This window comes from Streptomyces sp. NPDC107546 (genome assembly GCF_055639175.1).
Map to the genome: position 1 here is coordinate 188,058 of NZ_JBVKBA010000011.1, position 23,037 is coordinate 211,094.

Here is a 23,037-nt window from a genome sequence, read left to right on the forward strand (position 1 = left end):
ACGACGTTCGGTATTTCGGAAGACGCCCGCACGGCCCTAGCAGAATCGGAAGAGGTACACCGTGTCCCCCACGCCCCCGCCCCCACGACCGCAGCGCCTCAGAAGCACGGTCCTGTCCGCGCTGGCAGCGTTCGTGACCGTGGTCGCGCTCGCCCTCGGCCTCACGGTAGGCGCCGGCGCGCCCCAGGCCGCCGCCGCGGGGTCGCTCCCGTGCGACATCTACGCCTCCGCCGGCACCCCCTGCGTCGCTGCGCACAGCCTCGTCAGGGCGCTGTACTCCTCGTACAACGGCCCCCTCTACCAGGTGAAACGCGCCTCGGACGGCGCGACGACGAACATCGGCCTGCTGGCGGCCGGCGGATACGCCGACGCGGCCGCCCAGGACTCCTTCTGCTCCGGCACCACCTGCATCATCACCGAGATCTACGATCAGTCCCCCCGCCACAACGACCTCACCGTCGAGGGCGCCGGCGGGGCCGGAGCGGCCGATGTCGGCGCGCCCGCGGACGCGCTGCCGGTGACCGTCGGCGGACACCAGGTCTACGGCCTGGAGATCTCGGCCGGCATGGGCTACCGGGACAACTCGACCTCGGGTGTCGCGGTCAACGGACAGGCCGAGGGAATGTACATGGTCACCTCCGGCACCCATGTGAACGGCCGCTGCTGCTTCGACTACGGCAACGCCGAGACCAACAACATGGACACCGGCAACGGTCACATGGACGCGATCAACTTCGGCACCGAGTGCTGGTTCTCACCGTGCTACGGGCAGGGTCCCTGGGTCCAGGCCGACCTGGAGAACGGCCTGTTCCAGTCGGATTCCGGCTACAGCAAGAACACGTCCAACACCGGCACGGGACCGCTTCCCTTCGTGACCGCGCTGCTGAAGAACAACGGCCAGAACCATTTCGCGCTGAAATACGGCAATGCCCAGACCGGCGGTCTCACCACCACCTATTCCGGCGGCGAACCCACCCGTGCGGGCTACTCGCCGATGCACCAGGAGGGCGCGATCGTCCTCGGCACCGGCGGCGACAACAGCAACGGTTCCATCGGGTCCTTCTTCGAAGGAGTGATGACCTCCGGCATCCCGACCGACGCCGCCGACGACTCCGTGCAGGCGAACATCGTCTCCGTCGGCTACGGCGGCGCGACCGGCTCCACCGGCTCCCTCACGCCAGGTTCGGAGATCTCGCTGCGCGCGACCACCTCCTGCTGCACCGGTGACTACATCCGCCACCAGAACAACACGGCGGTCATCTCCTCGATCACATCGAGCAGTTCGACCCTCGACAAGAACGACGCCACCTGGATCGTCCGCCGGGGACTCGCGAGCAGCTCCTGCGTCTCCTTCGAGTCCAGGAACTACCCGGGCGACTTCCTGCGGCACTACAACTACCAGCTCCTGCGGCAGCCCATGGACGGCACCGCGCAGTTCAGGGCCGACGCCACGTTCTGCCCGCAGACCGGCAAGAGCGGCACCGGGACGTCCTTCGCCTCGTACAACTACCCGAGCAAATACCTCCGCCACTACGACTACAACGTCTACATCGCGAGCAACGGCGGCTCGAACACCTGGGACAGCTCCACGTCATGGACGAACGACGTGAGCTGGGTGGTCAGTCAGCCCTGGGCGCCGTAGCCGTCGGCGACAGCGGCTGAGCGGGCGACGCGGCCTCCACCGGGAGTTCGGCGGTGACCGTGAAGCCGCCCCGCGGCGACGGGCCGGCCCGCAGGGAGCCGCCCGCCGCCGCGAGCCGTTCGGTCAGGCCCTTCAGACCGGTCCCGCCGATGCCCGCCGGAGCCGGCACGGCGGGCGCGCCGCTCCCGTTGTCGGCGACCGCCAGCCGGACGCGCTCCGAGGTCCCGTCGACGGTGATCTCACACCGGGTCGCGCCGCTGTGCCGTACGGCGTTGGTGACCGCCTCGCGCACCACCCAGCCGAGCAGGGCCTCGGTCTGCGGGACCAGGGGAGGACCGGAGCGGCGTACCCCCGGCTCGATGCCGGCGGCGGTCAGGGCCGAGCGGGCCCGGTCCAGTTCCGTGGCGAGACTGCCCTCGCGGTAGCCGGTCACCGCCTCGCGTATCTCGGTGAGCGCCTGCCGGCCGACCGACTCGATGTCCGTCACCTGGGCCAGTGCCGCCTCCATGTCACGCGGCGCCAGCCTGCGGGCCGCCTCCGACTTCACCACGATCACCGAGAGCGTGTGGCCGAGCAGGTCGTGCAGGTCGCGGGAGAAGCGCAGGCGTTCCTGCTCCACGGCGCGGTGGGCCAGTTCCTCGCGGGCGGCGCGCAGTTCCCGTACGGCCTCGGAGAGGGACAGGATGGCCGCGGTCACCATCGTCGACAGGAACGTGCCGTAGGCGACGTTCAGCCCGTCCCAGCCGTCGCGAAGGCAGGAGACGGCACCCGCGACCGCGGTGAGGGCGAGGCCCGTCCTGCCGAGCCAACAGCCTCGCACGACCGCTCCCGTCGCGAGGCCCAGCAGCGGGAAGAACAGCAGCCAACTGCCGCCGTACCCGATGGCCAGCCCGACGGTCACCACGCCCATCACGACCAGCGCCGCCCGCGTGGACCCGGCCTCCCGCGTCTGCTGGTGGAAGGCCCGGAACACCACGTAGATGTAGCAGGAGTTGAAGACGAGCAGGCCCAGACCGCCGATCCACGCGTTGGGGGTCTTGCCCTGGAAGAGGTTGGAGAAGGCGCCCATTCCCATCAGCAGCCAGGGCAGCAGGGAGAATGCGGTGGGCGGCGGCCCCGGGTTCTCGGGCACTCTCCCGGCCTTCCGGGCGGCCTTCTGCTCGGCCCTGAACCGCTCCTTGTCCTCTTTCCACGTCCGCCGCGCCTGCTGGCAGGCACTGACACGGCACGAGACGTTGCGCACCCAGGACATGTCCCTGTTTCCCCCGTTCCCCCCGATCAGATGTTCCCCGCGGTCCTGCGGTAGGACAGCACAGCGTAGGAACCGAACGCCAGCAGCCAGGCCGCGAGGACGACGATCGCGCCCGGTGCCGGGGCATGACCGTCCGCGACCGATGTGCCGAGTTCGGCGAAGCGGTGGGTCGGGGTGTACGCGGCCACCGAGCGCAGCCAGCCCGGGAACAGGGACAGCGGGAACCACAGGCCGCCGAGCACCGCCAGACCCAGGTTGCAGATCATGTTCGTCACGCCCGTGGTCTGGGCGGTCAGCCGGTAGCCGTTGCCGAGGCCGAGCAGGGTGAAGGGGATCGAGCCGAGCCACAGCAGCAGCGCGATCGCCGCCCACTGCCAGGCCGCCAGGCGTACGCCGTTGACCAGTCCGCCCGCCGCGAGCACCGCGACGATCGCGGGCAGCACCGTCACCGATCCGGTCAGCGCCCGTCCGGTGACGACCTGGCGCGGGGTCATCGGGGTCACCCTCAGCTGCCGCAGCCAGCCGATCGCCCGGTCCTCGGCCACCCCGCCACCGGTGTTCAGCGCCGAGCCGACCGCGCCGTAGGCGGCCATGCCCACCATGGACGCCGTCTTCCAACGCCCGTCGTTCTCGCCGATGTTGGTGAACAGCAGGTACATCATCACCGGCATCGCGACCCCGCCGATCACAAAGCCCACGTCGCGCAGGGTCCGGCGCACCTCGAGCCGCAGGTAGTCCCACATCACACCGTCTCCTTGTCACGTGACGTCAGGGCGAGGAACGCGTCGTCGAGCGACGCCGGGGCGACCTCCAGGCTCCGTATCGCGTCCAGCCCGGCCAGGGCGATCACGGTCGCGTCGGAGTCGTCCGTGCGCAGCAGTGCCCGGTCCCCGCGCACCTCCACCGACCGCACGCCGGGCAGCAGCTCCAGGCCCGCCGTGGAGCGCCCCGCCAGGTCGAAGGAGACCAGGTTGCCGCCCGCGGCCCGCCTCAGCTGCTCACCCGTGCCGTCCGCGACGACCCGGCCCCGGTCGATCACGACGATCCGGTCGGCGTGCGCGTCCGCCTCCTGGAGGTAGTGCGTGGAGAACAGGACGGTGTGGCCGCGCCGGGCGTAGGCCCGCATCGAGTCCCAGAAGGCGTGCCGCGCCTCCACGTCCAGCGCGGCGGTCGGCTCGTCCAGCACGAGCAGTGAGGGATTCCCGGCGAGCGCCACCGCGAACCGCACCCGCTGGGTCTGGCCGCCGGAGAGCCGGTCCACGCGCCGCCCGGCCAGGTCCGCGATCCCGGCCAGCTCCAGGGCCCGGGCGACGGGCAGCGGATCGGGGTAACGACCGGCCACGAAGGAGACCAGCTCGCGGACGGTCACCCGGGGGACCGCCCGCGCCTCCTGGAGCATGGCACCCACCCGGCCCGCGCGCACGGCGTGCTCCGGGGCTGCGCCGAAGAGCTCGACCAGCCCCTCGTCCGGCGCGTTCAGGCCGAGCAGCAGCGAGATCGTCGTCGACTTCCCGGCGCCGTTGCGGCCGAGCAGCGCGACCGTCTCGCCGTGCTCCAGCCGCAGGTCGATGCCGTCCACGGCGCGCACGGCGCCGTAGGTCCTGACCGCCCCCGTGAAGGACACCGCCGGTGGTGTCCCAGTCGTCTTCGTCATGCGTACGACGCTATGCGAGGCGCGGTGCTGCCCGGCAGAGGTGTTTGTCAGCGATCCGGCAGGACAAATGTCCCGCTCCTGTCGCAGGCACACCGAACTGACACAACGTCAGGGCGCGACGTCAGGAGCCTTCACAACGCGGGACCGCTGGGCTATACAGGGTCCGCCGGACTGGAACGCGTTCCTGTTCTGCCCGTGACGACCTCGGTGCGGCCGACGGTGCGGACGGCCGCACCGAGGTCTCGACCGTCAGGAGCCCCATGCCCATCGACGAAGCCCTGGCCCTCGCGGCCGAACCCCGGACCGGCGAGATCGGCTGGACCCCCAAGGACGTGCAGCTGTACCACCTCGGCATCGGCGCCGGCATCCCCGCGACCGACCCCGACGAACTGCGCTACACCCTCGAGTCCCGGCTGCACGTCCTGCCCAGCTTCGCCACCGTCGCCGGCGCGGGCTCCCCGGGCGTGATCAACGGTCTGTCCATGCCCGGCGTGGACGTCGACCTCGCCCGCGTCCTGCACGGCGGCCAGTCACTGACGATCCACCGCCCGATCCCGGCCGAGGGCAGGGCCACGGCGACCTCCCGCATCGCCGCCGTGTACGACAAGGGCAAGGCGGCTGTCCTCGTCATGCGCACCGAGGTGGCCGACTCGGGCGGTCCGCTGTGGACCAACGATGCGCAGATCTTCGTACGGGGAGAGGGCGGCTGGGGCGGCGACCGCGGCCCCTCCGCCCGGCCGGCTGCGCCCACCGGCGAGCCCGCGAGGGTCCTCGAACGGCCGATCCGTGAGGACCAGGCACTCCTCTACCGCCTCTCCGGCGACTGGAACCCCCTGCACGCCGACCCGGAGTTCGCCAAGCTCGCCGGATTCGAGCGGCCCATCCTGCACGGTCTGTGCACCTACGGGATGACGCTCAAGGCCGTCGTCGACACGCTGCTCGGCGGCGACGTGACCCGTGTGTGCGCGTACGCCACGCGGTTCGCCGGGGTGGTGTACCCGGGCGAGACCCTGCGCATCCGCATGTGGCGCGAGGGGGCGCATGAGGCGCAGGGCGTGGTGCGGGTGACCGTGGGCGCGGTCGAGCGGGGCGATGCGCCGGTCCTCGCCGACACGATCGTCGAGCATTCCTGAGCCGCCGAGCCGCCGAGCCGCCGAGCCGCCGAGCACTCCTGAGCGACCGAGCCGTCCAAGCACCCTGAGCCGCCGAGCCGCCGAACACTCCTGAGTCACCGAGCCTTCGAGGGAGCCGCACCATGCGCGCAGCCGTACTGCACGAGATCGGCCAGGACAAGCTGGAGGTGCTCGACGACGTCGAGGCGACGGGCTTCGGCCCCGGCAGGGTCAGGATCCGGGTGCGCGCCACCGGGCTGTGCCACTCGGACCTGTCCGCGATGAGCGGGGTGCTGCCGCAGCCGGGGCCGTTCGTGCCCGGGCACGAGGGCGCGGGGGAGATCCTCGAGGTCGGCGAGGGAGTGAGCCGTGTGCAGCCGGGAGACAGGGTGGTCGTGTGCTGGCTACCGGCCTGCGGGGCCTGTCCCGCCTGCCGGCGCGGTCAGACCGAGCTGTGCCTGGCCGGGTTCATGAACGTGGGCACCCCCAACTTCAGGCGCCCCGGCGGTGACGTCTTCGGCTTCGCGGGCACCGGCACCTTCGCCGAGGAGGTCGTCGTCGACGCGGGCTGCGCGGTCCCGATCCCCGACGACGTGCCGTTCGACGTCGCCGCGCTCATCGGCTGCGGGGTGACGACCGGGCTGGGTGCGGCGCTCAACACCGCCGACCTTCAGGCCGGTTCGTCGGTGGCGGTCATCGGCTGCGGGGGTGTCGGCATCTCCGCGATCCAGGGGGCGCGGCTGAAGGGCGCCGCCGAGATCGTCGCCGTCGACCCGGTCGCCTCGCGCCGGGAGGCGGCGCTGAGGTTCGGCGCCACCAGGGCCGTGTCCCCCGACGAACTGCCCGACGTCAAACAGCAGGTCACCGGCGGCGAGGGCTTCGACTACGTCTTCGAGGTCGTCGGGAAGTCGGCCACGGCCCGGACGGCGTACGAGAACACCCGGCGCGGCGGCACGCTCGTGATCGTCGGCGCGGGCGCCATGGACGACTTCCTGCGACTCAACATGTTCGAGCTGTTCTTCGACGAGAAGCGGATCCTGCCGTCCCTGTACGGCGGCGGCGACGTGGTGCGCTCCTACGAGCGCGCCATCGCCCTGTGGCGGGCGGGCCGCATCGACCTGGAGGGGCTGATCACCCACCGGGTGCCGCTGACCGAGATCAACGAAGCGCTGGACCAGATGCGTACCGGCACCGCCCTGCGTACGTGCATCGAGATCTGAGGACGCAGGCATGTCACTGCCACTGGAGGGGCTGTCCGCGATCGTCACCGGCGCCGGACGCGGACTCGGTCGGGCCGAGGCACTGGAACTCGCCCGGCTCGGCGCGGCCGTCGTCGTCAACGACTACGGGCAGCCGAGGCGATCGGGGTCCTCCCGGCTCGAGCGCAACCGAGAGCTCGGGGCAGACCCGGGGGAGGCCTCCACGGCCCCCGCCGCGGCGGTCGCCGCCGAGATCCGGGCGGCCGGCGGCCGGGCCTTCGCCCACACCGGGGACGTGTCCGACTTCGAACAGGGCCGTGCGCTGGTCGAGTCGGCCGTCGAGGAGTTCGGCAAGCTCGACATCCTCGTCAACAACGCGGGCATCCTGCGCGACCGCATGGTCTTCTCGATGTCCGAGGAGGAGTGGGACGCGGTGATCCGGGTCCACCTCAAAGGCCACTTCATCACCACCCGCTTCGCTGCCGCGCACTGGCGGGCCCGCTCGAAGGCGGAGGGCGGCCCGGTGTACGGGCGGATCGTGAACACGTCCTCGGAGGCGTTCCTGGCGGGCTCGGCCGGGCAGCCCAACTACGCGGCGGCCAAGGGCGGAATCGTCGGCCTCACCACGTCGACGGCGCTCGCCCTCGCCAAGTACGGCGTCACCACGAACGTGATCTGTCCGCGCGCCCGGACCCGTATGACCGAGGACGTGTTCGCCGGCCTCGAACCACCCGACGACGGCCTGGACCCGCTCGCGCCCGAGCATGTCGCCGCCCTCGTCGGCTATCTGGCCTCGCCCGCCGCCGCACAGGTCAACGGGCAGCTCCTCGTCGTCCACGGCGGCATGGTGGCGATCGTCGAACGGCCGTGGGTCGGGGCGAAGTTCGACACCGAGCAGGACGCCTTCACGTACGACGAACTCGACGCGCTGCTCACCCCGCACTACGCCGAACGGCCGCGGGGAGAGACGTTCGCGGCGGTGGAGGTGCTGGGGCTGCGGCACGAGGAGGCGTCAGGGGATCGCTGAAGGGCTCGATGCGGGCTCCTGTGCGGCGGCCCCGCCCGTCGCGGGGACGGGCGGGGCCGAAGAGACGCGACAGCCGACGGGGGTACGGCGGCTGACGAACCGTCATATGGCGCAGCGGGCGCGGATCAGGCCGCCGTGCCGGTCTGTTGCTGCTGGCCGGACGGCTTGCGGTGTCGGCCGTGCGGCGCCGCCTCGTGGTCCTCGGCGGAAACCGGACCGCGGTGCTTGCCGTGCCCCGGGATCTCCTGGGCCCCGGCAGACAGAGGCTGTGTGGTGCTGGTGTCGCTCATCGGAAGTGTCCACCCCGTCAAAACATGATCCTTCGTACAGCCGGGCGAGTCTAACGGGCGACAACGACAGCCGTGCCGGGGGCCGGGGGTGTCGTGCTGCGGCTGCCGCCCTGGCCCTGCGCGTGCCCAGGAAACCCGTCCTTACTCCCCGCCGGTGCCTGTCTCCTGCGGATCCACACGAGGGGGGTCGCTGCCGCCTCGGCGCGCCGTGGGGACAGCGCCTGCTGCAACGTCACCGGTCGCGTCGCCGACGGTTCCGGGGGCTGCGGAACCGGCCGTTCATCCGTCTCGGGGGCCGGCGCGCCGGCCGCCGGCCCCGGCACCTCCAGCCGCGCCACCCCGCACCGCACGGCACCCGCCGCGTACGGCAGCCGCAGCACCCCGTCCCGCGTCCACAGCCCCGCCCCGGCCAACCAGCCCGTCGGCGCGGCGAGTTGGTGCACCCTGCGGTCCGCCGGGCGCCACACCCCGACCCAACTGCCGACCGGTCCGTCGAGGCGCAGCGCCACCGCGCAGCTCTCCGGTGTCAGCGCCTGCCCCGGCTGAATGGCGAACGGCGTCGCCGGGCGGTCCAGCCGCAGGCACTCGGGAAAACGCACCGGCAGCGTGCTCCCCAGCACACCCCAGCCGAGCCGCTCCCGGCCCGGTGAGGGTGCGTCCGAGCGGATCAGCAGCAGGCCGCTGTCCGGGTCGGCGAGCAGCAGCCGGTCGTTGCTGCCGTCCGCGATCTGCAGCAGCGGCGACACCTCGCCGTCCCGCTCCAGATCGACCACCACCGTCTTGGTGGGCCCCCCGTCCGGCGGCGTGCGGTCCACGGCCAGCAGCCGGCCCGTGCGGTCCAGCCACACCCCGCCCGAGCACCGGCCCGGCACCTGAGCCACCCGCTCGGGCCCCCTGGCGCCGCCCGCCACCAGCCACACCGCGCTCGCGCCCTCACCCACCTCCAGCGCGAACGCGCGGTCCCCCGTCGGCGCGGGCGGCAGCAGCCGCAGCCGGGTCTCCTTGGTGGCGCACTCCACCGTGCCCAGCAGCCGCTCCCCGGTGCCCGGCCCGGTCGGGTACAGCAGCGAGAACGTGTGCCGCCGCCCGGCCGCGACGCGGTGGATGAGCACCCGTCCGTCGGCCAACGGCTGCACCTCGGTGCCGGGCTCCTCGGGCTGGTTGACGGGCAGGGGCACGGCGTACGGTTCCGGGCCGTCCAGGGTCCAGCGCTCCGGGTACCAGGACGCGCCGTCCAGAGCGAGACGCGCCGCGTAGGAACCGTCCGCGGTGATCACGCATCCGGGGGCGGGCGCCCCTTCGGGGCCGTTCGCCGTGGCGGATGAGAAGGCACAGGCCGTCATCATTCGGTCACCTCCGGCGACGAAGCTAGTTTTCGTACGCACGGGCGTGACATCCCCGGGCCGTCGCTTCACACGTAAGGGTGTCGGTGTCGGGATTCCTGTGAATAAACGGGGGCGGCTGTGCTGCACGAGGGGGCGCGCGTGCGGCCAACTCACCACCTCGGCACGTCCGGACGACGTCCGGACGACGTCCGATCCGGGAACCGGCTCCCACGGTCGGGCGAGCCGGCCGGTACGAGCCGCTCCCGCCGCCCGCCGGAACGACCCGTGACCGATGGGTCACCGCCCCGGGCCAGGTAGCCTTTTCCCCGTGCCCCGTCTGTCTGAAGTCATCGCCGCGCTGGAGAACCTGTGGCCCGCCGAGCGGGCCGAGTCCTGGGACGCGGTCGGCACGGTCGTCGGAGACCCCGACCAGGACGTCTCCCGGGTCCTCTTCGCAGTCGACCCCGTCCAGGAGATCGTCGACGAGGCGGTGCAGCTGGGCGCCGACCTGCTGGTCACCCACCACCCGCTCTATCTGCGCGGTACGACGACGGTGGCGGCCTCCACCTTCAAGGGCCGTGTCGTGCACACCCTGATCAAGAACGACATCGCGCTGCACGTCGCCCACACCAACGCCGACACCGCCGACCCCGGGGTCAGCGACGCGCTGGCCGGCGCGCTGGACCTCAGGGTCGTACGCCCCCTGGTGCCGGACGCCACCGACCCGGAGGGCCGCCGGGGCCTCGGCCGCGTCTGCGAGCTGGACCACCCGCTCACCGTCCGTGAGCTGGCCGCCCGCGCCGCCGAGCGGCTGCCCGCCACCGCGCAGGGCATCCGCGTCGCAGGGGACCCCGAGGCGGTGGTCCACACGGTCGCCGTCAGCGGCGGCTCCGGCGACAGCCTCTTCGACGCGGTCCGCGCGGCCGGTGTCGACGCCTTCCTCACCGCGGACCTGCGCCACCACCCGGCCTCAGAGGCTCGCGCCCACAGTCCTCTCGCGCTGCTCGACGCGGCGCACTGGGCCACCGAGTGGCCCTGGTGCGAGCTGGCCGCAGCCCAGCTCGACGAGATCTCCGACCGGCACGGATGGGACCTTCGCGTCCACGTCTCCAAGACGGTCACCGACCCCTGGACCGCCCACGCGGCGTCCACCACCACCTCTAGCTCAACGGGAGCCCCAAACTGAACGCCGCGCCCGCCGACCAGATCCGCCTCCTCGACGTCCAGGACCTCGACGTACGCCTGCAGCAGCTCGCGCACAGGCGCAGGTCCCTGCCCGAGCACGCCGAGATCGACTCCCTGACCAAGGACCACACGCAGCTGCGTGACCTGCTCGTGGCCGCGCAGACCGAGGAGAGCGACTGCGCCCGCGAGCAGACCAAGGCCGAGCAGGACGTGGACCAGGTGCGCCAGCGCGCCGCCCGCGACCAGCAGCGCCTCGACTCCGGCGCGATCACCTCGCCGAAGGACCTGGAGAACCTCCAGCACGAGATCGCCTCGCTCGCCAAGCGGCAGGGCGACCTGGAGGACGTCGTCCTGGAGGTCATGGAGCGCCGCGAGTCCGCGCAGGAGCGGGTGAGCGAACTGACCGAGCGGGTCGCCTCCGTCCAGTCGAAGATCGACGAAGCCACGGCCCGCCGCGACGCCGCCTTCGAGGAGATCGACGGCGAGGTCGCGTCGGTGACCAAGGAGCGAGAGGTCATCGTGGCGTCGGTGCCGGCGGACCTGCTCAAGCTCTACGACAAGCTGCGCGAGCAGCAGGGCGGCGTCGGCGCGGCCAAGCTCTACCAGCGCACCTGCCAGGGCTGCCGGCAGGAACTGGCGATCACTGAGCTGAACGAGATCCGCAAGGCGGCGCCCGACACGGTGGTGCGCTGCGAGAACTGCCGCCGGATCCTGGTGCGCACGGCGGAGTCCGGCCTGTAAGAGGCGACTTTCACAGGCCCTGAAAGCGACAAGAGGCGACAAGAGGCGTATGGCGTGCGGGAGTTCATCGTCGAGGCGGACGGCGGCTCCCGGGGCAACCCGGGGCCCGCGGGCTACGGCTCCGTGGTGCGCGACGCTGCGAGCGGCGAGACGCTCGTGGAGCGGGCCGAGTTCATCGGCACGGCCACGAACAACGTCGCCGAGTACCGGGGGCTGCTCGCCGGGCTGCGCGCGGCCCACGACCTGGACCCGGGTGCGCGGGTACGGGTGCGGATGGACTCCAAGCTGGTCGTCGAGCAGATGTCGGGCCGCTGGAAGATCAAGCACCCGGCGATGAGACCCCTGGCGATGGAGGCGGCCGCGGTCTTCCTGCCCGGTCAGGTCACCTACGAGTGGATCCCGCGCGAGCAGAACAAGCACGCGGACCGTCTCGCCAACGAGGCGATGGACGCGGGGGCGCGAGGGGAGCGGTGGGAACCGGCCCGGTCGACGGCTCAGTCGGCTGCCGGCACCACGGTCCCTGAACCGGCGGGTCCGCCGGGGGACGCGAGCACGGGCGCGGCGCGGGCGGGGGCGGCCCTGGCCTCCGCAGGGCCGGCGAAGGCCCCCACAGCGACGGCGAAGGACTCCGAAGGGTCGGCGAAGGCGCCCGTAGCGACGGCCCGCGCGGCCGTGGTGGAGCGGGAGGCGGCCGACATCCGGGCCGCTCGCAACGTCGCCTCCGCGCCGCCCGACCTCGGCGCCCCCACCACCTTCGTACTGCTGCGGCACGGCGAGACCCCGCTGACCCCGCAGAAGCGGTTCTCCGGCAGTGGGGGCAGCGACCCGGGTCTCTCCGAGGTCGGCCGACGGCAGGCCGGGCTGGTCGCCGGCGTGCTGGCCGCGCGCAGGACCGTGCAGACCGTAGTCTCCTCACCCCTCGCCCGCTGTCGCGAGACGGCCGGTGTCGTCGCAGCCCGCCTCGGGCTGGAGGTCGGCATCGAGGAGGGACTGTGCGAGACGGACTTCGGTGCCTGGGAGGGCCTCACCTTCGGCGAGGTCCGCGAGCGGTACCCGGACGACATGAACGCCTGGCTGACCGACCCCGAGGCCCAACCCACCGGCGGCGGCGAGAGCTTCGCGGCCGTCGCCCGCCGGGTCGCCGTGGCGCGGGACAAGCTGCTCGCCTCCCACGCGGGCCGCACCGTCCTGGTCGTCTCCCACGTGACGCCCATCAAGACCCTGGTGCGCCTTGCCCTGGGCGCACCGCCCGAGGCTCTGTTCCGCATGGAGTTGTCCGCCGCGTCCCTGTCCGCGGTGGCGTACTACACCGACGGCAACGCGAGCCTGCGCCTCCTCAACGACACGTCGCACCTGCGCTGACCGGGCGCCGCAGCCCCGCCGCCTCCCGGGCAAGACTCTCGATCCGCGCCCAGTCCCGCCGGGCGATCGCGTCCTCGGGGACCATCCACGTACCGCCGACACAGCCGACGTTGGGCAGGGCCAGGTACTCCGGGGCGTTCGCCGGTCCGATGCCGCCCGTGGGGCAGAAGCGGGCCTGGGGGAGCGGTCCGGCGAGCGACTTCAGGAAGGCCGTGCCACCCGCCGCCTGCGCCGGAAAGAACTTCATCTCCCGCACGCCGCGCTCGAGGAGCGCCACGACCTCCGAAGCCGTCGACACCCCAGGCAGGAACGGCACCCCGGAGCCCTGCATCGCCGCCAGCAGCCCATCCGTCCACCCAGGGCTGACCAGGAAACGCGCACCCGCCGCCACGCACTCGACCACCTGCTCCGGCGTGATGACGGTCCCGGCCCCCACGACCGCGCCCGCGACCTCGGCCGACACCGCCCGGATCGCCTCCAGACCGGCCGGCGTGCGCAGCGTCACCTCGATCGCGGGCAGCCCACCGGCCACGAGCGCCCGAGCGAGGGGCACGGCGTCAGCGACGTCCTTGACGACGACCACGGGGATGACGGGCGCGAGATCGAGCACCGGGTGGGCGCAGGGCGCGGAGGACGAGGGCAGGGGCGAGGTCATGGCCGTCATCCTGCCCACGAATGACACCATGCGCAAAGCCCATTGCACATGCTGCAACGCCACTCGCTGCCGTGGGGTGGCCGATCAGTGGATCTCGGTCACCACCACGTCCAACGACCACGGCCTCCCCGCCCGGCCCGGCGCCTCGGCCTCCACCACGTACCCCAGGTCCCGCAGCACCTCGACCAGCTCCGCCGGATCCTCGGGCGCGACCCCGGCAGTCAGCAGGGCGCGGACGATCCGCCCCTTGGTCGCCTTGTTGAAGTGGCTGACGACCGACCGCTTCTCCACCCCGTCCACGATCTGGGAGTGCAGCACCCGCACGGTCGCCGTACGCCCGGCGACCTCGCCCTTCGGCTTCCACGCGGCCGCGTACGCGGAGGACCGCAGGTCGAGCACCAGGCCGCCGCCGGCCGCCTCGGGCAGGACGGAGGCCATCGGCGTACGCCAGTACGCGCCGAGCGCCCCGAGCCCGGGCAGCTTCACGCCCATCGAGCAGCGGTAGGAGGGGATGCGGTCCGTGACGCGGACGGCGCCCCACAGCCCGGAGAAGACGATCAGCGACCTGGCCGCGCGCCGCTTGGCGGCAGCGTCCAGAGAGGCCAGGTCCAAGGCGTCGTACAGCACGCCGGTGTAGATCTCCCCGGCGGGCCGCGCCCCCGCGCTCCGCAGCCCGGCGTTCTTCGTGACCTCCCCGCGCAGCCCCTCGCTGAGTCCCAATACCTGGCTCGCCTTCTCCATGTCCCCCGCACACAGCTCGACGAGCTCCCCGAGCACGGCCTCCCGTGCGGCGGTCAGCCCCGTCAGGGACAGCGATTCCAGCTTCAGCGGGGCACCGCGTCCGGAGGGCGCCTTGCCTTCGGAGGGCGGCAGCAGGACGAGCACGGGTCTTCTCCTTGAACCGGGTGGAGGGGCCTGCGCCAGGTTACGGGGTTACAAGGTCACCGGGTTACGGGCCTTCGGCTACGGACTGCGCACCAGGGAGGGCTTCCAGCGTGGCTGACCAACCGGCCCCCACAGCCGGGGCGCACCTGTCGCCCCGCGCCCGCGAGATCGTCGCGGCGGCCCGGACCCTCCTGGAGGAGTCCGGGCCCGCCGCGCTCACCATGCGCACCCTCGCCGACCACCTCGGCATCAAGGCCCCCTCTCTCTACAAGCACTTCCCCGACAAACACGCCGTCGAGGTCGAGTTGATCGCGCAGATGCTCGACGAGTCGGTCGCGGCCCTCGAGGCCGCCGAGACCCGCGCCCCCGGCTCCCTCCAGGCGCTGGCGGAGGCGTACCGCACGTACGCCCTCTCTCACCCGCACCTGTACTGCCTGGCCACCGAGCGCCCCCTGCCACGCGCATCCCTTCCCGCCGGACTCGAGGACCGTGCAGCGCTGCCGCTGCTGCGAGTCTGCGCCGGCGACCTCGATCTGGCCCGGTCCGCCTGGGCCTTCGCCCACGGCATGGTGATCCTGGAGATCCACGGCCGGTTTCCCGAGGACGCGGACCTGGATGCGGCGTGGAAGCGTGGACTCCAGGCGTTGCACCCCTGAACAAGGATCGTGTGCCACGATCGAGGGAACGGTTCCCGATCTCACGGCCAGGTGATCAGCCGATGTCCCATTCTGGCGACCGACCGAAGGAGGGGCGTGACATGACTGCCATGGCCCACGAGCCGCTCACGCAGGAAGAGGTCCTGCTGGAGGGCTTCCTCGCCCTGGACACGCCCGAGGGTTTCCGGGCGGAGCTGATCGAGGGGGAGATCGTTGTGACACCGCCGCCGGACGGGGAGCACGAGCACTACATCAGCCGTATCGTGCGGCAGGTGCTCAGGCGGTCCGAGACCGACATGGATTTCTCCGGGAACAAGGGCCTGAAGCTGAAAAGCGGGGAGGCCTGCCCGAAGGACCACGTCATCCCGGACGTCACGTTCGCTCCCCTGGAACTGGGACTCTTCAGGACAGCCGACTCATGGATGCCCTGTGACGAAGTCGCCATGGTGATCGAAGTGACGTCCACCAAGCCCCAGACCGACCGTGTGGCCAAGCGGCGCTGCTACGCCCGCGGAGGTGTCCCCCTCTACCTGCTCGTGGATCGTGAAGCCTCCATGGTGACGTTGTTCAGCGACCCGGACAAGGATGACTACCGACGGCTGCTCAAGCGCGCCTTCGGCGATTCTTTGCCTCTCCCCGAGCCTTTCGCCTTCAGCCTGGAGACCAAGGACTTTCTCTGAACAACTCGGCGTTGCACCCCTTGGGACTCCAGGGGGTGCGAGATGGGCGTACGGGAACAGGCCACGTGGACCAGGGCACGGCTCGGCACCGGCGGCCCGCCCCTCGACCTCCTCACCGCCCGCTTCGACCAGCACCGCTACGCCCCGCACGCCCACGAGGAGTTCACCATCGGCGTCTGCGTCGGCGGCTCCGAGGTCATCGACTACCGCGGCGGCCACATCCGCACCGGCCCCGGCACCATCGTCGTCCTCGACCCCGGCGAGACCCACACCGGCGCCCCCGCCACCACCACCGACGGCTACGCCTACCGCGCCCTGTACGCAGACCCCGCGCTGCTGGCCGACGGCATCCTCGGCGGCCTGCCCCATTTTCGCGAACCGCTCCTCGACGACCCCGAACTGGTCGCCGCTCTGTGCGCCACCCACACCGAACTCAGCGCGTGCCCCGACCCCCTGGAGGCCGAGTCCCGCCTGCCGTGGTTGCTGACGGCGCTGGCCCGCCGCCACTCCACGGCCCGCCCGACATCCGACACGATCCCCGGCGCCGCATCGGTCGCCCGCGCCGTCCGAGACCGCCTCGCCGACGAACTCCTCACCCCGCCCCCTCTCGCCGGCCTGGCCGCGGACCTGGGCATGTCCCGCTACCAGTTGCTGCGCGCCTTCCGCACGGAGATGGGTCTGCCGCCGTACGCCTGGCTGGCCCAGTACCGCGTGACGAGGGCCCGCGGTCTGCTGGAGACGGGCCTGCGCCCGGCGGAGGTCGCCCCGCTGGTCGGCTTCGCCGACCAGGCGCACCTCACGCGCTGGTTCCGTCGCGTGCTCGGGGTGACCCCGGCGGCGTACCGCAACAGCGTTCAAGACGCGGCCTGAGGCCGGGCCTCACACTCACCGCATGACTGCACGCGGCTGGTTCCTCTTCTCCCTCATGGGAGTGATCTGGGGCATCCCCTATCTGATGATCAAAGTGGCGGTGGACGCAGTGTCCCCCACCATGGTCGTGTTCACGCGCTGCGCACTGGGCGCCGCGCTCCTGCTCCCGTTCGCGGTACGGCAAGGGAACCTCACCCGTGTCGTACGAAACCACTGGCGCCCCATGCTGGCCTTCGCGTGCATCGAGATCATCGGCCCCTGGCTCACGCTCACCGACGCCGAGCGGCACCTGTCCAGTTCCACGGCGGGTCTGCTGATCGCGGGCGTCCCGATCGTGGGCGTGGTCGCGGCCCGGCTCGTCGGTGACGCGGAGCGCCTGGGCGTGCGACGGCTGACGGGGCTGGCGCTGGGCCTGGCCGGCGTCGGCGTTCTCACGGCCCCGCACCTGACCGGCGGCGACGCGCGTTCCCTGGTGGAGGTACTACTGACGGTCGTCGGCTACGCAACCGCACCGCTGATAGCCGCCCGCCACCTCAAGGACGTCCCCACGCTCCAGCTCATCGCACCCTGCCTGACGCTGGCGGCCCTGGTCTACGCCCCCGCGGCCGCGGCCACCTGGCCGACCACCGTCCCCTCCGCCCAGGTCCTGGCCGCCCTGGCCGGGCTGGGAGTCATCTGCACGGCCGTGGCCTTCGTCGCCTTCCTGGAACTGATCAAGGAGGCGGGTCCGACCCGTGCGACGGTGATCACGTACGTCAACCCGGCCGTCGCGGTCGCGGCGGGCGCGGCCCTGCTGGACGAGCCCCTGACTGCAGGCATCATGATCGCCTTCGCGTTGATCCTGGCAGGCTCGGTGCTCGCGACGGCGGGCCCGGCCGTGGCCACGGCACCGAAGCGGGCGTCGCGCCCGGTACCATGGTCCACACGGCAGACGAGCCGGGCGGACGGCCGCGTGGAGTCCCCCTGACGGGGAGCTCCCCGAGGAACGTCCGGGCTCCACAGGGCAGGGTGGTGGCTAACGGCCACCCGGGGTGACCCGCGGGACAGTGCCACAGAAAGCAGACCGCCCGGCGCTCAGGCGTTGGGTAAGGGTGAAACGGCGGTGTAAGAGACCACCAGTGCCCAGGGTGACCTGGGCAGCTAGGTAAACCCCACCCGGAGCAAGGTCAAAAGGGAGCGCCTTCGACTAGGGAAGGTGCTCCTGCGCGGACGATCGAGGGCGGCCCGCCCGAGTCCGCGGGTAGACCGCACGAGGCCGGCGGCAACGCCGGTCCTAGATGGATGGCCGTCACCGGGAGGCTCGCGAGGGCCTTTCGGGACAGAACCCGGCGTACAGCCCGACTCGTCTGCCGCTGTCTGCGGCTTTGATCGGGAAAAGGGCCTCCGACCTTGTCGGAGGCCCTTTTCCGTGTTTTTCAGGGGCTTGCTGCGCGACGGCGCTGCCTGAGACGGCCCGGCAGGGCCTACCTCTCCAGGAAGGCGAAGAGCTCTTCCCAGCGGTCGGTGATGTGCTCGGGGGAGTAGCGCTGCACCGATCGGCGGGCCTTTTCGCCCATCGTCTCCCGCAGCTCCTCGTCGGACATCAACCGCACCAACCGCTCGGCGAGTTCGGTGGTGTTGCCGGGTCGGGCCAGCAGTCCGTCCTCGCCGTCGGTGATGATCTCGTGGACGCCGGGCGCGCAGTCGAACGCGGCACACGGCAGGCCGAAGGCCATCGCCTCGAGCAGGGCGAGCGGGAAGCCCTCACCGCGGGAGGAGAGCGCGAACACCGAGGCCTGCCTGAGCGCCGCGGGCACGTCGTCGGTCTGCCCGGCGAAGTCCACCGAGTCGTCCAGGCCGAGTTCGGCGCACCGCTGCTTCAGGGCGGCCTCCTGGTCGCCGCTGCCGTACAGGCGCAGCACCCACCCCGGCTGTTGTCGCGAGGCCTCGGCCCAGGCGTCGAGCAGCATGTCGACGCCCTTCTCGTGGGAGAGCCGGCCGACGCTCAGGACCACCTTCTCGGTGCGTTCGGACGTCTCCTCCGTCGGGGCCAGCGGCAGCGGGTTCGGCATGAAGCCCACGTTGTTCATGCCCTCGACGGCCCAGCGGTCGGCGTCTTCCTGGGTGAGTACCAGCAGCCGGTCGACGTCCTTGTAATACGTCTTGACCCGCTCGAACCGGGAGGACTTCTTGGACGTCTCGAAGGCCTCGTGGCTCATGCCGATGACGGTGTGCCCGGCGGTGTCGGCGAGGGCCACCCACTCCATCGCCCACACCTGGGTGACGATGATCACCGCGCCCGGCCCGGCGGCCCGGAACATCCGGGTGAGCTTGTCGGCGGCCGCCTGCATGTGTCCCTCGGCGCGGCGGACGGCCGGATCCAGCCGGCCGAGCTTGAGCCGGGGCCTGGGGCGGCCCGGCGGTCGACGGGCGTACAGGGTCGCCGTCTCGAACGGCGGGTCGTTCAACTCCATGGGCGCGTGCGGCGGCGCGATGCCGACGACCGTCACCCGGTGGCCGCGCTCGGCCAGCAGGCGGGCCATCTGGATCTGCCACCGGCCCACACCGCCGAGCTCGTTGACCTCGTTGCCGACGAAGAAGATGTCACGCCGGGTCATCGGGCCTCCCTCGCGTCACCGAAGAAGCGGTCCACGATCTGTGCCGCCGCGTCGCCTCGGTCGTACTCACCGTACTTGTCCACGAATTCCTTCAGCTGCGCACCGTACCGGGACGGGGCCTCGTCCAGCTCTGCCACGGCCGTGAACAGGTCCTCCTCGTTTCGGGCCACCGGACCCGGTGCCTCGTCGAGCAGGTTGAAGTACGTGCCGCGGACGTCGCCCGCGTACTCGTCCCAGTCGTAGGCATAGAAGAGGATCGGGCGTTGCAGCAGCGCGTAGTCGAACATGACGGACGAGTAGTCGGTGATCAGTGCGTCGGCGAGCAGCATCAGCGGGGTGACGTCCGGCTCGTCGGTGACGTCGATCACCCGTCCGGCCACGGATGGCGGCAGGGCGATCCGGTTCAGGTAGTGGGCCCGCACCAGCAGGACGCAGTCCTCGCCGAAGCGGTCGGCGAAGCGCTCCACGTCGAACGGGAACTCGAACTCCCGTAGGCGGCCTTCCCGGTTGGCGCGGAACGTGGGCGCGTACAGGACCACCCGCTTGCCCGGTGCGATACCGAGCCGCTGGGCCAGCTCTCGTACGGCGGGATCCCGGGTCTCCGGGGTCTGAGCCGCCCGCACCAGGGCGTCGTTGCGCGGGTAGCCGGTGCGCAGCAGCTTCTCGTCCGGGATGCGATAGGCGCGGGCCAGGGTGCGCACGTCATGCTCGCCGCGCACCACGAAGTGGTCGAAGCGGTTCAGCGCCTCCTGGTAGACGCGCTGTTCCTGCTCGGACGTCACGCGCAGGGAGGGCTCGTCGAAGCCCATCCGCTTCAGTGCCGAGCCGTGCCAGGTCTGGATGTACGTCGTCTCCGGCCGCTTGGGCAGCCGCAGCGGGAAGCCCTGGTTGTCGATCCAGAACTCCGCCTGGGCGAGCGCCCTGAGATACGGCCACGACCACCGGCGCACCAGATGGACGTCGTCGGGGAAGCCCTTGGGCTTCTCACCGGCGTGCGACCAGATCGGCGTGATGGGTGCGCCGCGCCGGCGCAGCTCCTCGTAGATCGCGCGCGGGCTGTCGCTGTACTGCCGGCCCAGGTGGCTCTCGAAGACGACCGTGCCCTTGCGGACCGGCAGGAGGCGCAGCATCCGGCGGTAGACCTGAATCTTGCGCTCGCCGGAGTTGAGATCGCGGTGCACGGCCCGCAGGGAGCGGTAGGCGCCCTTCGCGGCGCGGGCGGGTCGGCCGTGCATGTGGCGGTCGACCAGGGCACGTCCGTCGCGGGCGGCCTTGCTCTCCTGGGTGAGCTTCAGGGCGAGGTGGCCCTTGGCGGAGGCATGCGCCTGCATGCGGTCGGCCGTGAAGCGGGTCAGCCGCGGACGGACCGGTACCAGGCCGGCGTTCTCCAGGTCGACGGTGCCGACGGTGAGTCGGCTGGTCGTGCGCGTGCCGTCCGCGGTGAGGTGCAGCCGGACGTCCCAGACCTCGTCCACGATGCCCAGCGGGCGCAGCCGGCGCTCCAGCGGGACGTCCGCGCGCCAGGTGATGACGTCGCCCTCGTGCCGTACGTCCTGCACGGGGAAGTGGAAGGTCTGGAGGCTGCGGCGACGGGCCCGGAACTCCAGCTGGGCGGTGAGCCGTGCCTCGGGGGCGATGGTGTGCAACGGGTTGACGATGCCGCCCGACAGTGTGACGTCGCCGCCGTGTACTTCGTAACCGGTCAGCAGATTGCGCAGGACCATGGCGTCCAGCGGCTTGGCGTGCAGACCCAGCGAGGTGACATCCATCACGGCCCGGCCCTGCGGATCGTCGAGGTGCTCGTCGCACCAGTAGACCCGGCCGTCGCGCACGACGAGCGGGGTGGAGATCTTGTTCCGGTTGATCAGGGTGTCGATCGCCGGCATGAGGTTGGGCCAGTCCTCCCGCAGCAGCAGGTAGGCGCAGATGGCGTGGACCCGGTCCAACTCGTCGTAGGCGGCCTGCGGGAAGTCCTGGACGTAGCCGCGCGCCAGCTCGGCGAAGCGGTGACGGTAGTCGTCGTCGAGGAACGGCAGGTCGCGCAGGTACAGCACCAGGTCGTGCTTGAGGAACTTGATGTCCTTGCGCAGCTTCAGCTCGTCGTGTCCGAGCCGGTCCAGGATCGCGTCGATCCGGCGGTGGATCTCGACCCGGTCGGCGAAGTTGTTGATCTCGTGGCGCCGGTTGCTGATCGACTTCGCCTGCGTCTTCTCTACGACGTTCCAGTAGTAGATGGTCTGCGGGATCAGCGTGATGCGCCGCGCCGCCAGGTAGGCCTGCGCGGAGAACAGCAGGTCCTCGTAGTGGATGCCGCGGGGGAAGGCCAGGCCGCCCTCGAGAAGGAAGGAGCGCCGGTAGCACTTGTTGGTCGAAAGGGTGTCGAAGACCATCAGATCCGGCAGCTCCGCCACCGACTCAAGGGTGCGGGTCTCCCGGTACAGCCACGGGTACCAGGGGACGCGCTTGTCGTGCCGGCTGTCGGTGTGGACGCGGACGCACAGGCCGGAGACCAGGTCGGCGTCGGTGCGGTCGGCGGCCTCCAGCATGTTGCGGCAGGCGTTGGGATCCAGAGTGTCGTCGCTGTCGAGGAACATCACGTAGCGCCCGCGGGCGACGGCGATGCCTCGGTTGCGGGGCTCACCGCAGCCGCCGCTGTTCTCCTCCAGCCGGATGGCCCGGACACGGCCGGGATGAGCGGCGGCAAGCGAGCACGCGACCTCGTAGGAGTCGTCGGTGGAGCAGTCGTCGGCAATGACAACCTCCACGTTCCCCAGCGTCTGGTCGAGAGCCGACCGCACGGCGGTAGGCAGGCGCTGGGCATCGTTGTAGACGATCACCACGACACTGATGTCGGGCGCGTCATCCGATTCGACGCCTGACTGCGGGGTAACTATCGACACGGCCACCTCTCGTACGGCTTTCGGGATCTCAGCCTGTTCCTGGGCGCGACCAGGGGAAAGGCCGGGCGTGCGTCTCAGTGCGAGACACGCGATCCGCTGTGCAGGTTGTGCTTGCGTTCATGCGGCAGGAACCCTATCGTTCCATAATCATTCGCCGGGGGCAGGAGCCGGTCGGCACCACATGATCACAAACCCACCCTGAATCCCCACCCGACCGGAGCATGAAAAAGAAGCATGCGTCCCCGGGAAGAGTCGCTTCCCGAAGCGGTGCCGAGCAGTACGGGCTGTGCTGATCCCTGCTCTGAGGTGCGGCGATCCAGCGCCCGCCCCCCCGTCCGGTCCCGGGCGCGGCGGAGCAGGCGCTGGACGCCTTCCTGCGGCAGGGCGTCAGGATTCACCGGTGCGCGGCTGACGGGGTGAACATCGAGAAGAGCCGGCCTTCCCCACAGTGGGCGCGCCACGGCCCCACCACATTCGACGTGTATCAGATCCAGCCACGCTGAGCGGCCTTGAAACCCGCCTCGGAAGCGGCTGGAGGCGCCGAGCTGTTCCAGGGGTGCTGGAGTGGCCCGCTCGCGGGGGCGCGCGCGTGAGATGGCAGAACTCGCTGTGGTGACCGACCTGTCACCAGGGCAGGGGATCCGGACGGCGGTTCCACCACCATCCGTGTGCCGAGGTGGCGTCCTCGGCCCAGGCCAGCTCCTTTAGGACTTCTTCGCGCCGTGCACCGCATCCGCGTAGGAGTCCAGTGCCTTGGCCATGTCCCGGGCCGCGTCGGCCAGGTCCTTCAGCCAGCCCGGCCTCGTCAAAGGAACGAACGGCGACGGGCTGAGGTGCAGAGATCACCTTGCCCAACACACCGTTATGCGGCAGACGCTATCGGTCGAAGGCCCCTGGACAAGTCCAGGGGCCTTCCTGGTCGCCAGGGCAGACACCTCACGATCCTGGCCACAAATAGTCCAGACTCCTCCGAAGGCCGCTGAGCGGTGTCTGCACCTGCAGATA

At 71.3% G+C, this 23,037-nt stretch carries 19 protein-coding genes, 1 other RNA gene and 1 pseudogene; 12 read left to right on the forward strand and 9 right to left on the reverse strand.

All coding sequences use genetic code 11. The features are described from left to right. The first annotated feature begins 61 nt into the window (after nt 1–61). A complete protein-coding gene (locus ACZ7L1_RS18735; protein WP_471438432.1) occupies nt 62–1,642 on the forward strand; it encodes an alpha-L-arabinofuranosidase B in 1,581 nt (526 codons plus the stop codon). Here the strand turns inward: ACZ7L1_RS18735 and ACZ7L1_RS18740 are convergent. From ACZ7L1_RS18740 to ACZ7L1_RS18750, 3 genes are read right to left on the reverse strand one after another with little or no spacing between them, the layout of a single operon-like run. Next, the gene (locus tag ACZ7L1_RS18740; protein WP_471438434.1) at nt 1,620–2,894 is read right to left on the reverse strand and encodes a sensor histidine kinase; all 1,275 of its coding nucleotides are present in this window, start codon (nt 2,892–2,894) and stop codon (nt 1,620–1,622) included. The two genes, ACZ7L1_RS18735 and ACZ7L1_RS18740, sit on opposite strands and share 23 nt — an antisense overlap. A 26-nt stretch (nt 2,895–2,920) precedes the next feature. Beyond that, the gene (locus tag ACZ7L1_RS18745) at nt 2,921–3,637 is read right to left on the reverse strand and encodes an ABC transporter permease (protein ID WP_471438536.1); all 717 of its coding nucleotides are present in this window, start codon (nt 3,635–3,637) and stop codon (nt 2,921–2,923) included. Beyond that, nucleotides 3,637–4,548, reverse strand: coding sequence for an ABC transporter ATP-binding protein (locus tag ACZ7L1_RS18750; RefSeq protein WP_471438436.1), 912 nt, complete (start codon nt 4,546–4,548; stop codon nt 3,637–3,639). The genes ACZ7L1_RS18745 and ACZ7L1_RS18750 overlap by 1 nt, the downstream gene beginning before the upstream one ends. 260 nt (nt 4,549–4,808) lie before the next feature. Here ACZ7L1_RS18750 and ACZ7L1_RS18755 point away from each other — a divergent pair, with 260 nt between their 5' ends. The 3 genes from ACZ7L1_RS18755 (at nt 4,809) to ACZ7L1_RS18765 (ending at nt 7,886) form a co-directional block, all read left to right on the forward strand. Next, nucleotides 4,809–5,681: a MaoC/PaaZ C-terminal domain-containing protein gene (locus ACZ7L1_RS18755; RefSeq protein ID WP_471438437.1), complete on the forward strand. Its 873-nt coding sequence runs from the start codon at nt 4,809–4,811 to the stop codon at nt 5,679–5,681. Between the two features lie 122 nt (nt 5,682–5,803). Further along, nucleotides 5,804–6,880, forward strand: a complete 1,077-nt coding sequence (locus tag ACZ7L1_RS18760; RefSeq protein ID WP_471438439.1) for a Zn-dependent alcohol dehydrogenase — start codon at nt 5,804–5,806, stop codon at nt 6,878–6,880. A gap of 10 nt (nt 6,881–6,890) precedes the next feature. After that, nucleotides 6,891–7,886, forward strand: coding sequence for a 3-oxoacyl-ACP reductase (locus ACZ7L1_RS18765; RefSeq protein WP_471438440.1), 996 nt, complete (start codon nt 6,891–6,893; stop codon nt 7,884–7,886). A 125-nt stretch (nt 7,887–8,011) separates the two neighbouring features. Here ACZ7L1_RS18765 and ACZ7L1_RS18770 read toward each other — a convergent pair whose 3' ends face one another. Together ACZ7L1_RS18770 and ACZ7L1_RS18775 are read right to left on the reverse strand one after the other, a co-directional pair. After that, nucleotides 8,012–8,176 carry a hypothetical protein gene (locus tag ACZ7L1_RS18770; protein ID WP_471438441.1) on the reverse strand — a complete coding sequence of 55 codons (165 nt, stop codon included), beginning with the start codon at nt 8,174–8,176 and terminating at the stop codon, nt 8,012–8,014. Between the two features lie 50 nt (nt 8,177–8,226). After that, on the reverse strand, nt 8,227–9,519 hold the full coding sequence (locus ACZ7L1_RS18775; protein ID WP_471438537.1) for a hypothetical protein: 1,293 nt from the start codon (nt 9,517–9,519) through the stop codon (nt 8,227–8,229). Between the two features lie 310 nt (nt 9,520–9,829). Between ACZ7L1_RS18775 and ACZ7L1_RS18780 the strand changes: the two genes are divergently transcribed. From ACZ7L1_RS18780 to ACZ7L1_RS18790, 3 genes are read left to right on the forward strand one after another with little or no spacing between them, the layout of a single operon-like run. Next, on the forward strand, nt 9,830–10,687 hold the full coding sequence (locus ACZ7L1_RS18780) for a Nif3-like dinuclear metal center hexameric protein (RefSeq protein WP_471438443.1): 858 nt from the start codon (nt 9,830–9,832) through the stop codon (nt 10,685–10,687). Next, entirely contained in the window at nt 10,684–11,427 is a 744-nt protein-coding gene (locus tag ACZ7L1_RS18785) for a zinc ribbon domain-containing protein (protein ID WP_471438539.1), read from the forward strand. Before ACZ7L1_RS18780 ends, ACZ7L1_RS18785 begins: the two co-directional genes overlap by 4 nt. A 54-nt stretch (nt 11,428–11,481) precedes the next feature. Next, nucleotides 11,482–12,789, forward strand: coding sequence for a bifunctional RNase H/acid phosphatase (locus tag ACZ7L1_RS18790; RefSeq protein ID WP_471438445.1), 1,308 nt, complete (start codon nt 11,482–11,484; stop codon nt 12,787–12,789). On the opposite strand, the gene eda is transcribed toward ACZ7L1_RS18790, so the two are convergent. Together eda and yaaA are read right to left on the reverse strand one after the other, a co-directional pair. Further along, the gene (gene eda, locus ACZ7L1_RS18795) at nt 12,764–13,444 is read right to left on the reverse strand and encodes a bifunctional 4-hydroxy-2-oxoglutarate aldolase/2-dehydro-3-deoxy-phosphogluconate aldolase (RefSeq protein WP_471438446.1); all 681 of its coding nucleotides are present in this window, start codon (nt 13,442–13,444) and stop codon (nt 12,764–12,766) included. The two genes, ACZ7L1_RS18790 and eda, sit on opposite strands and share 26 nt — an antisense overlap. An 84-nt stretch (nt 13,445–13,528) precedes the next feature. After that, nucleotides 13,529–14,329 carry a peroxide stress protein YaaA gene (yaaA, locus tag ACZ7L1_RS18800; protein ID WP_471438447.1) on the reverse strand — a complete coding sequence of 267 codons (801 nt, stop codon included), beginning with the start codon at nt 14,327–14,329 and terminating at the stop codon, nt 13,529–13,531. Nucleotides 14,330–14,475: 146 nt separating this feature from the next. Between yaaA and ACZ7L1_RS18805 the strand changes: the two genes are divergently transcribed. The 5 genes and pseudogenes from ACZ7L1_RS18805 to rnpB all read left to right on the forward strand — a co-directional run bounded on the left by ACZ7L1_RS18805 (nt 14,476) and on the right by rnpB (nt 17,884). Next, entirely contained in the window at nt 14,476–14,985 is a 510-nt protein-coding gene (locus tag ACZ7L1_RS18805) for a TetR/AcrR family transcriptional regulator (RefSeq protein ID WP_471438540.1), read from the forward strand. Nucleotides 14,986–15,086: 101 nt separating this feature from the next. Next, nucleotides 15,087–15,665: a Uma2 family endonuclease gene (locus tag ACZ7L1_RS18810; protein ID WP_471438449.1), complete on the forward strand. Its 579-nt coding sequence runs from the start codon at nt 15,087–15,089 to the stop codon at nt 15,663–15,665. Between the two features lie 42 nt (nt 15,666–15,707). Beyond that, complete coding sequence (locus ACZ7L1_RS18815; protein ID WP_471438451.1) at nt 15,708–16,535, forward strand: AraC family transcriptional regulator; 828 nt, start codon at nt 15,708–15,710, stop codon at nt 16,533–16,535. Between the two features lie 85 nt (nt 16,536–16,620). Further along, nucleotides 16,621–17,337: pseudogene (locus ACZ7L1_RS18820) on the forward strand (DMT family transporter); the annotation flags it as partial. 130 nt (nt 17,338–17,467) lie between these two features. After that, an RNA gene (rnpB, locus tag ACZ7L1_RS18825) (RNase P RNA component class A) lies at nt 17,468–17,884 on the forward strand. Nucleotides 17,885–17,998: 114 nt separating this feature from the next. Here the strand turns inward: rnpB and ACZ7L1_RS18830 are convergent. Further along, entirely contained in the window at nt 17,999–19,132 is a 1,134-nt protein-coding gene (locus ACZ7L1_RS18830) for a glycosyltransferase family 4 protein (protein WP_471438453.1), read from the reverse strand. Next, entirely contained in the window at nt 19,129–22,038 is a 2,910-nt protein-coding gene (locus ACZ7L1_RS18835; protein ID WP_471438455.1) for a bifunctional glycosyltransferase/CDP-glycerol:glycerophosphate glycerophosphotransferase, read from the reverse strand. The genes ACZ7L1_RS18830 and ACZ7L1_RS18835 overlap by 4 nt, the downstream gene beginning before the upstream one ends. Between the last annotated feature and the right edge of the window lie 999 nt (nt 22,039–23,037).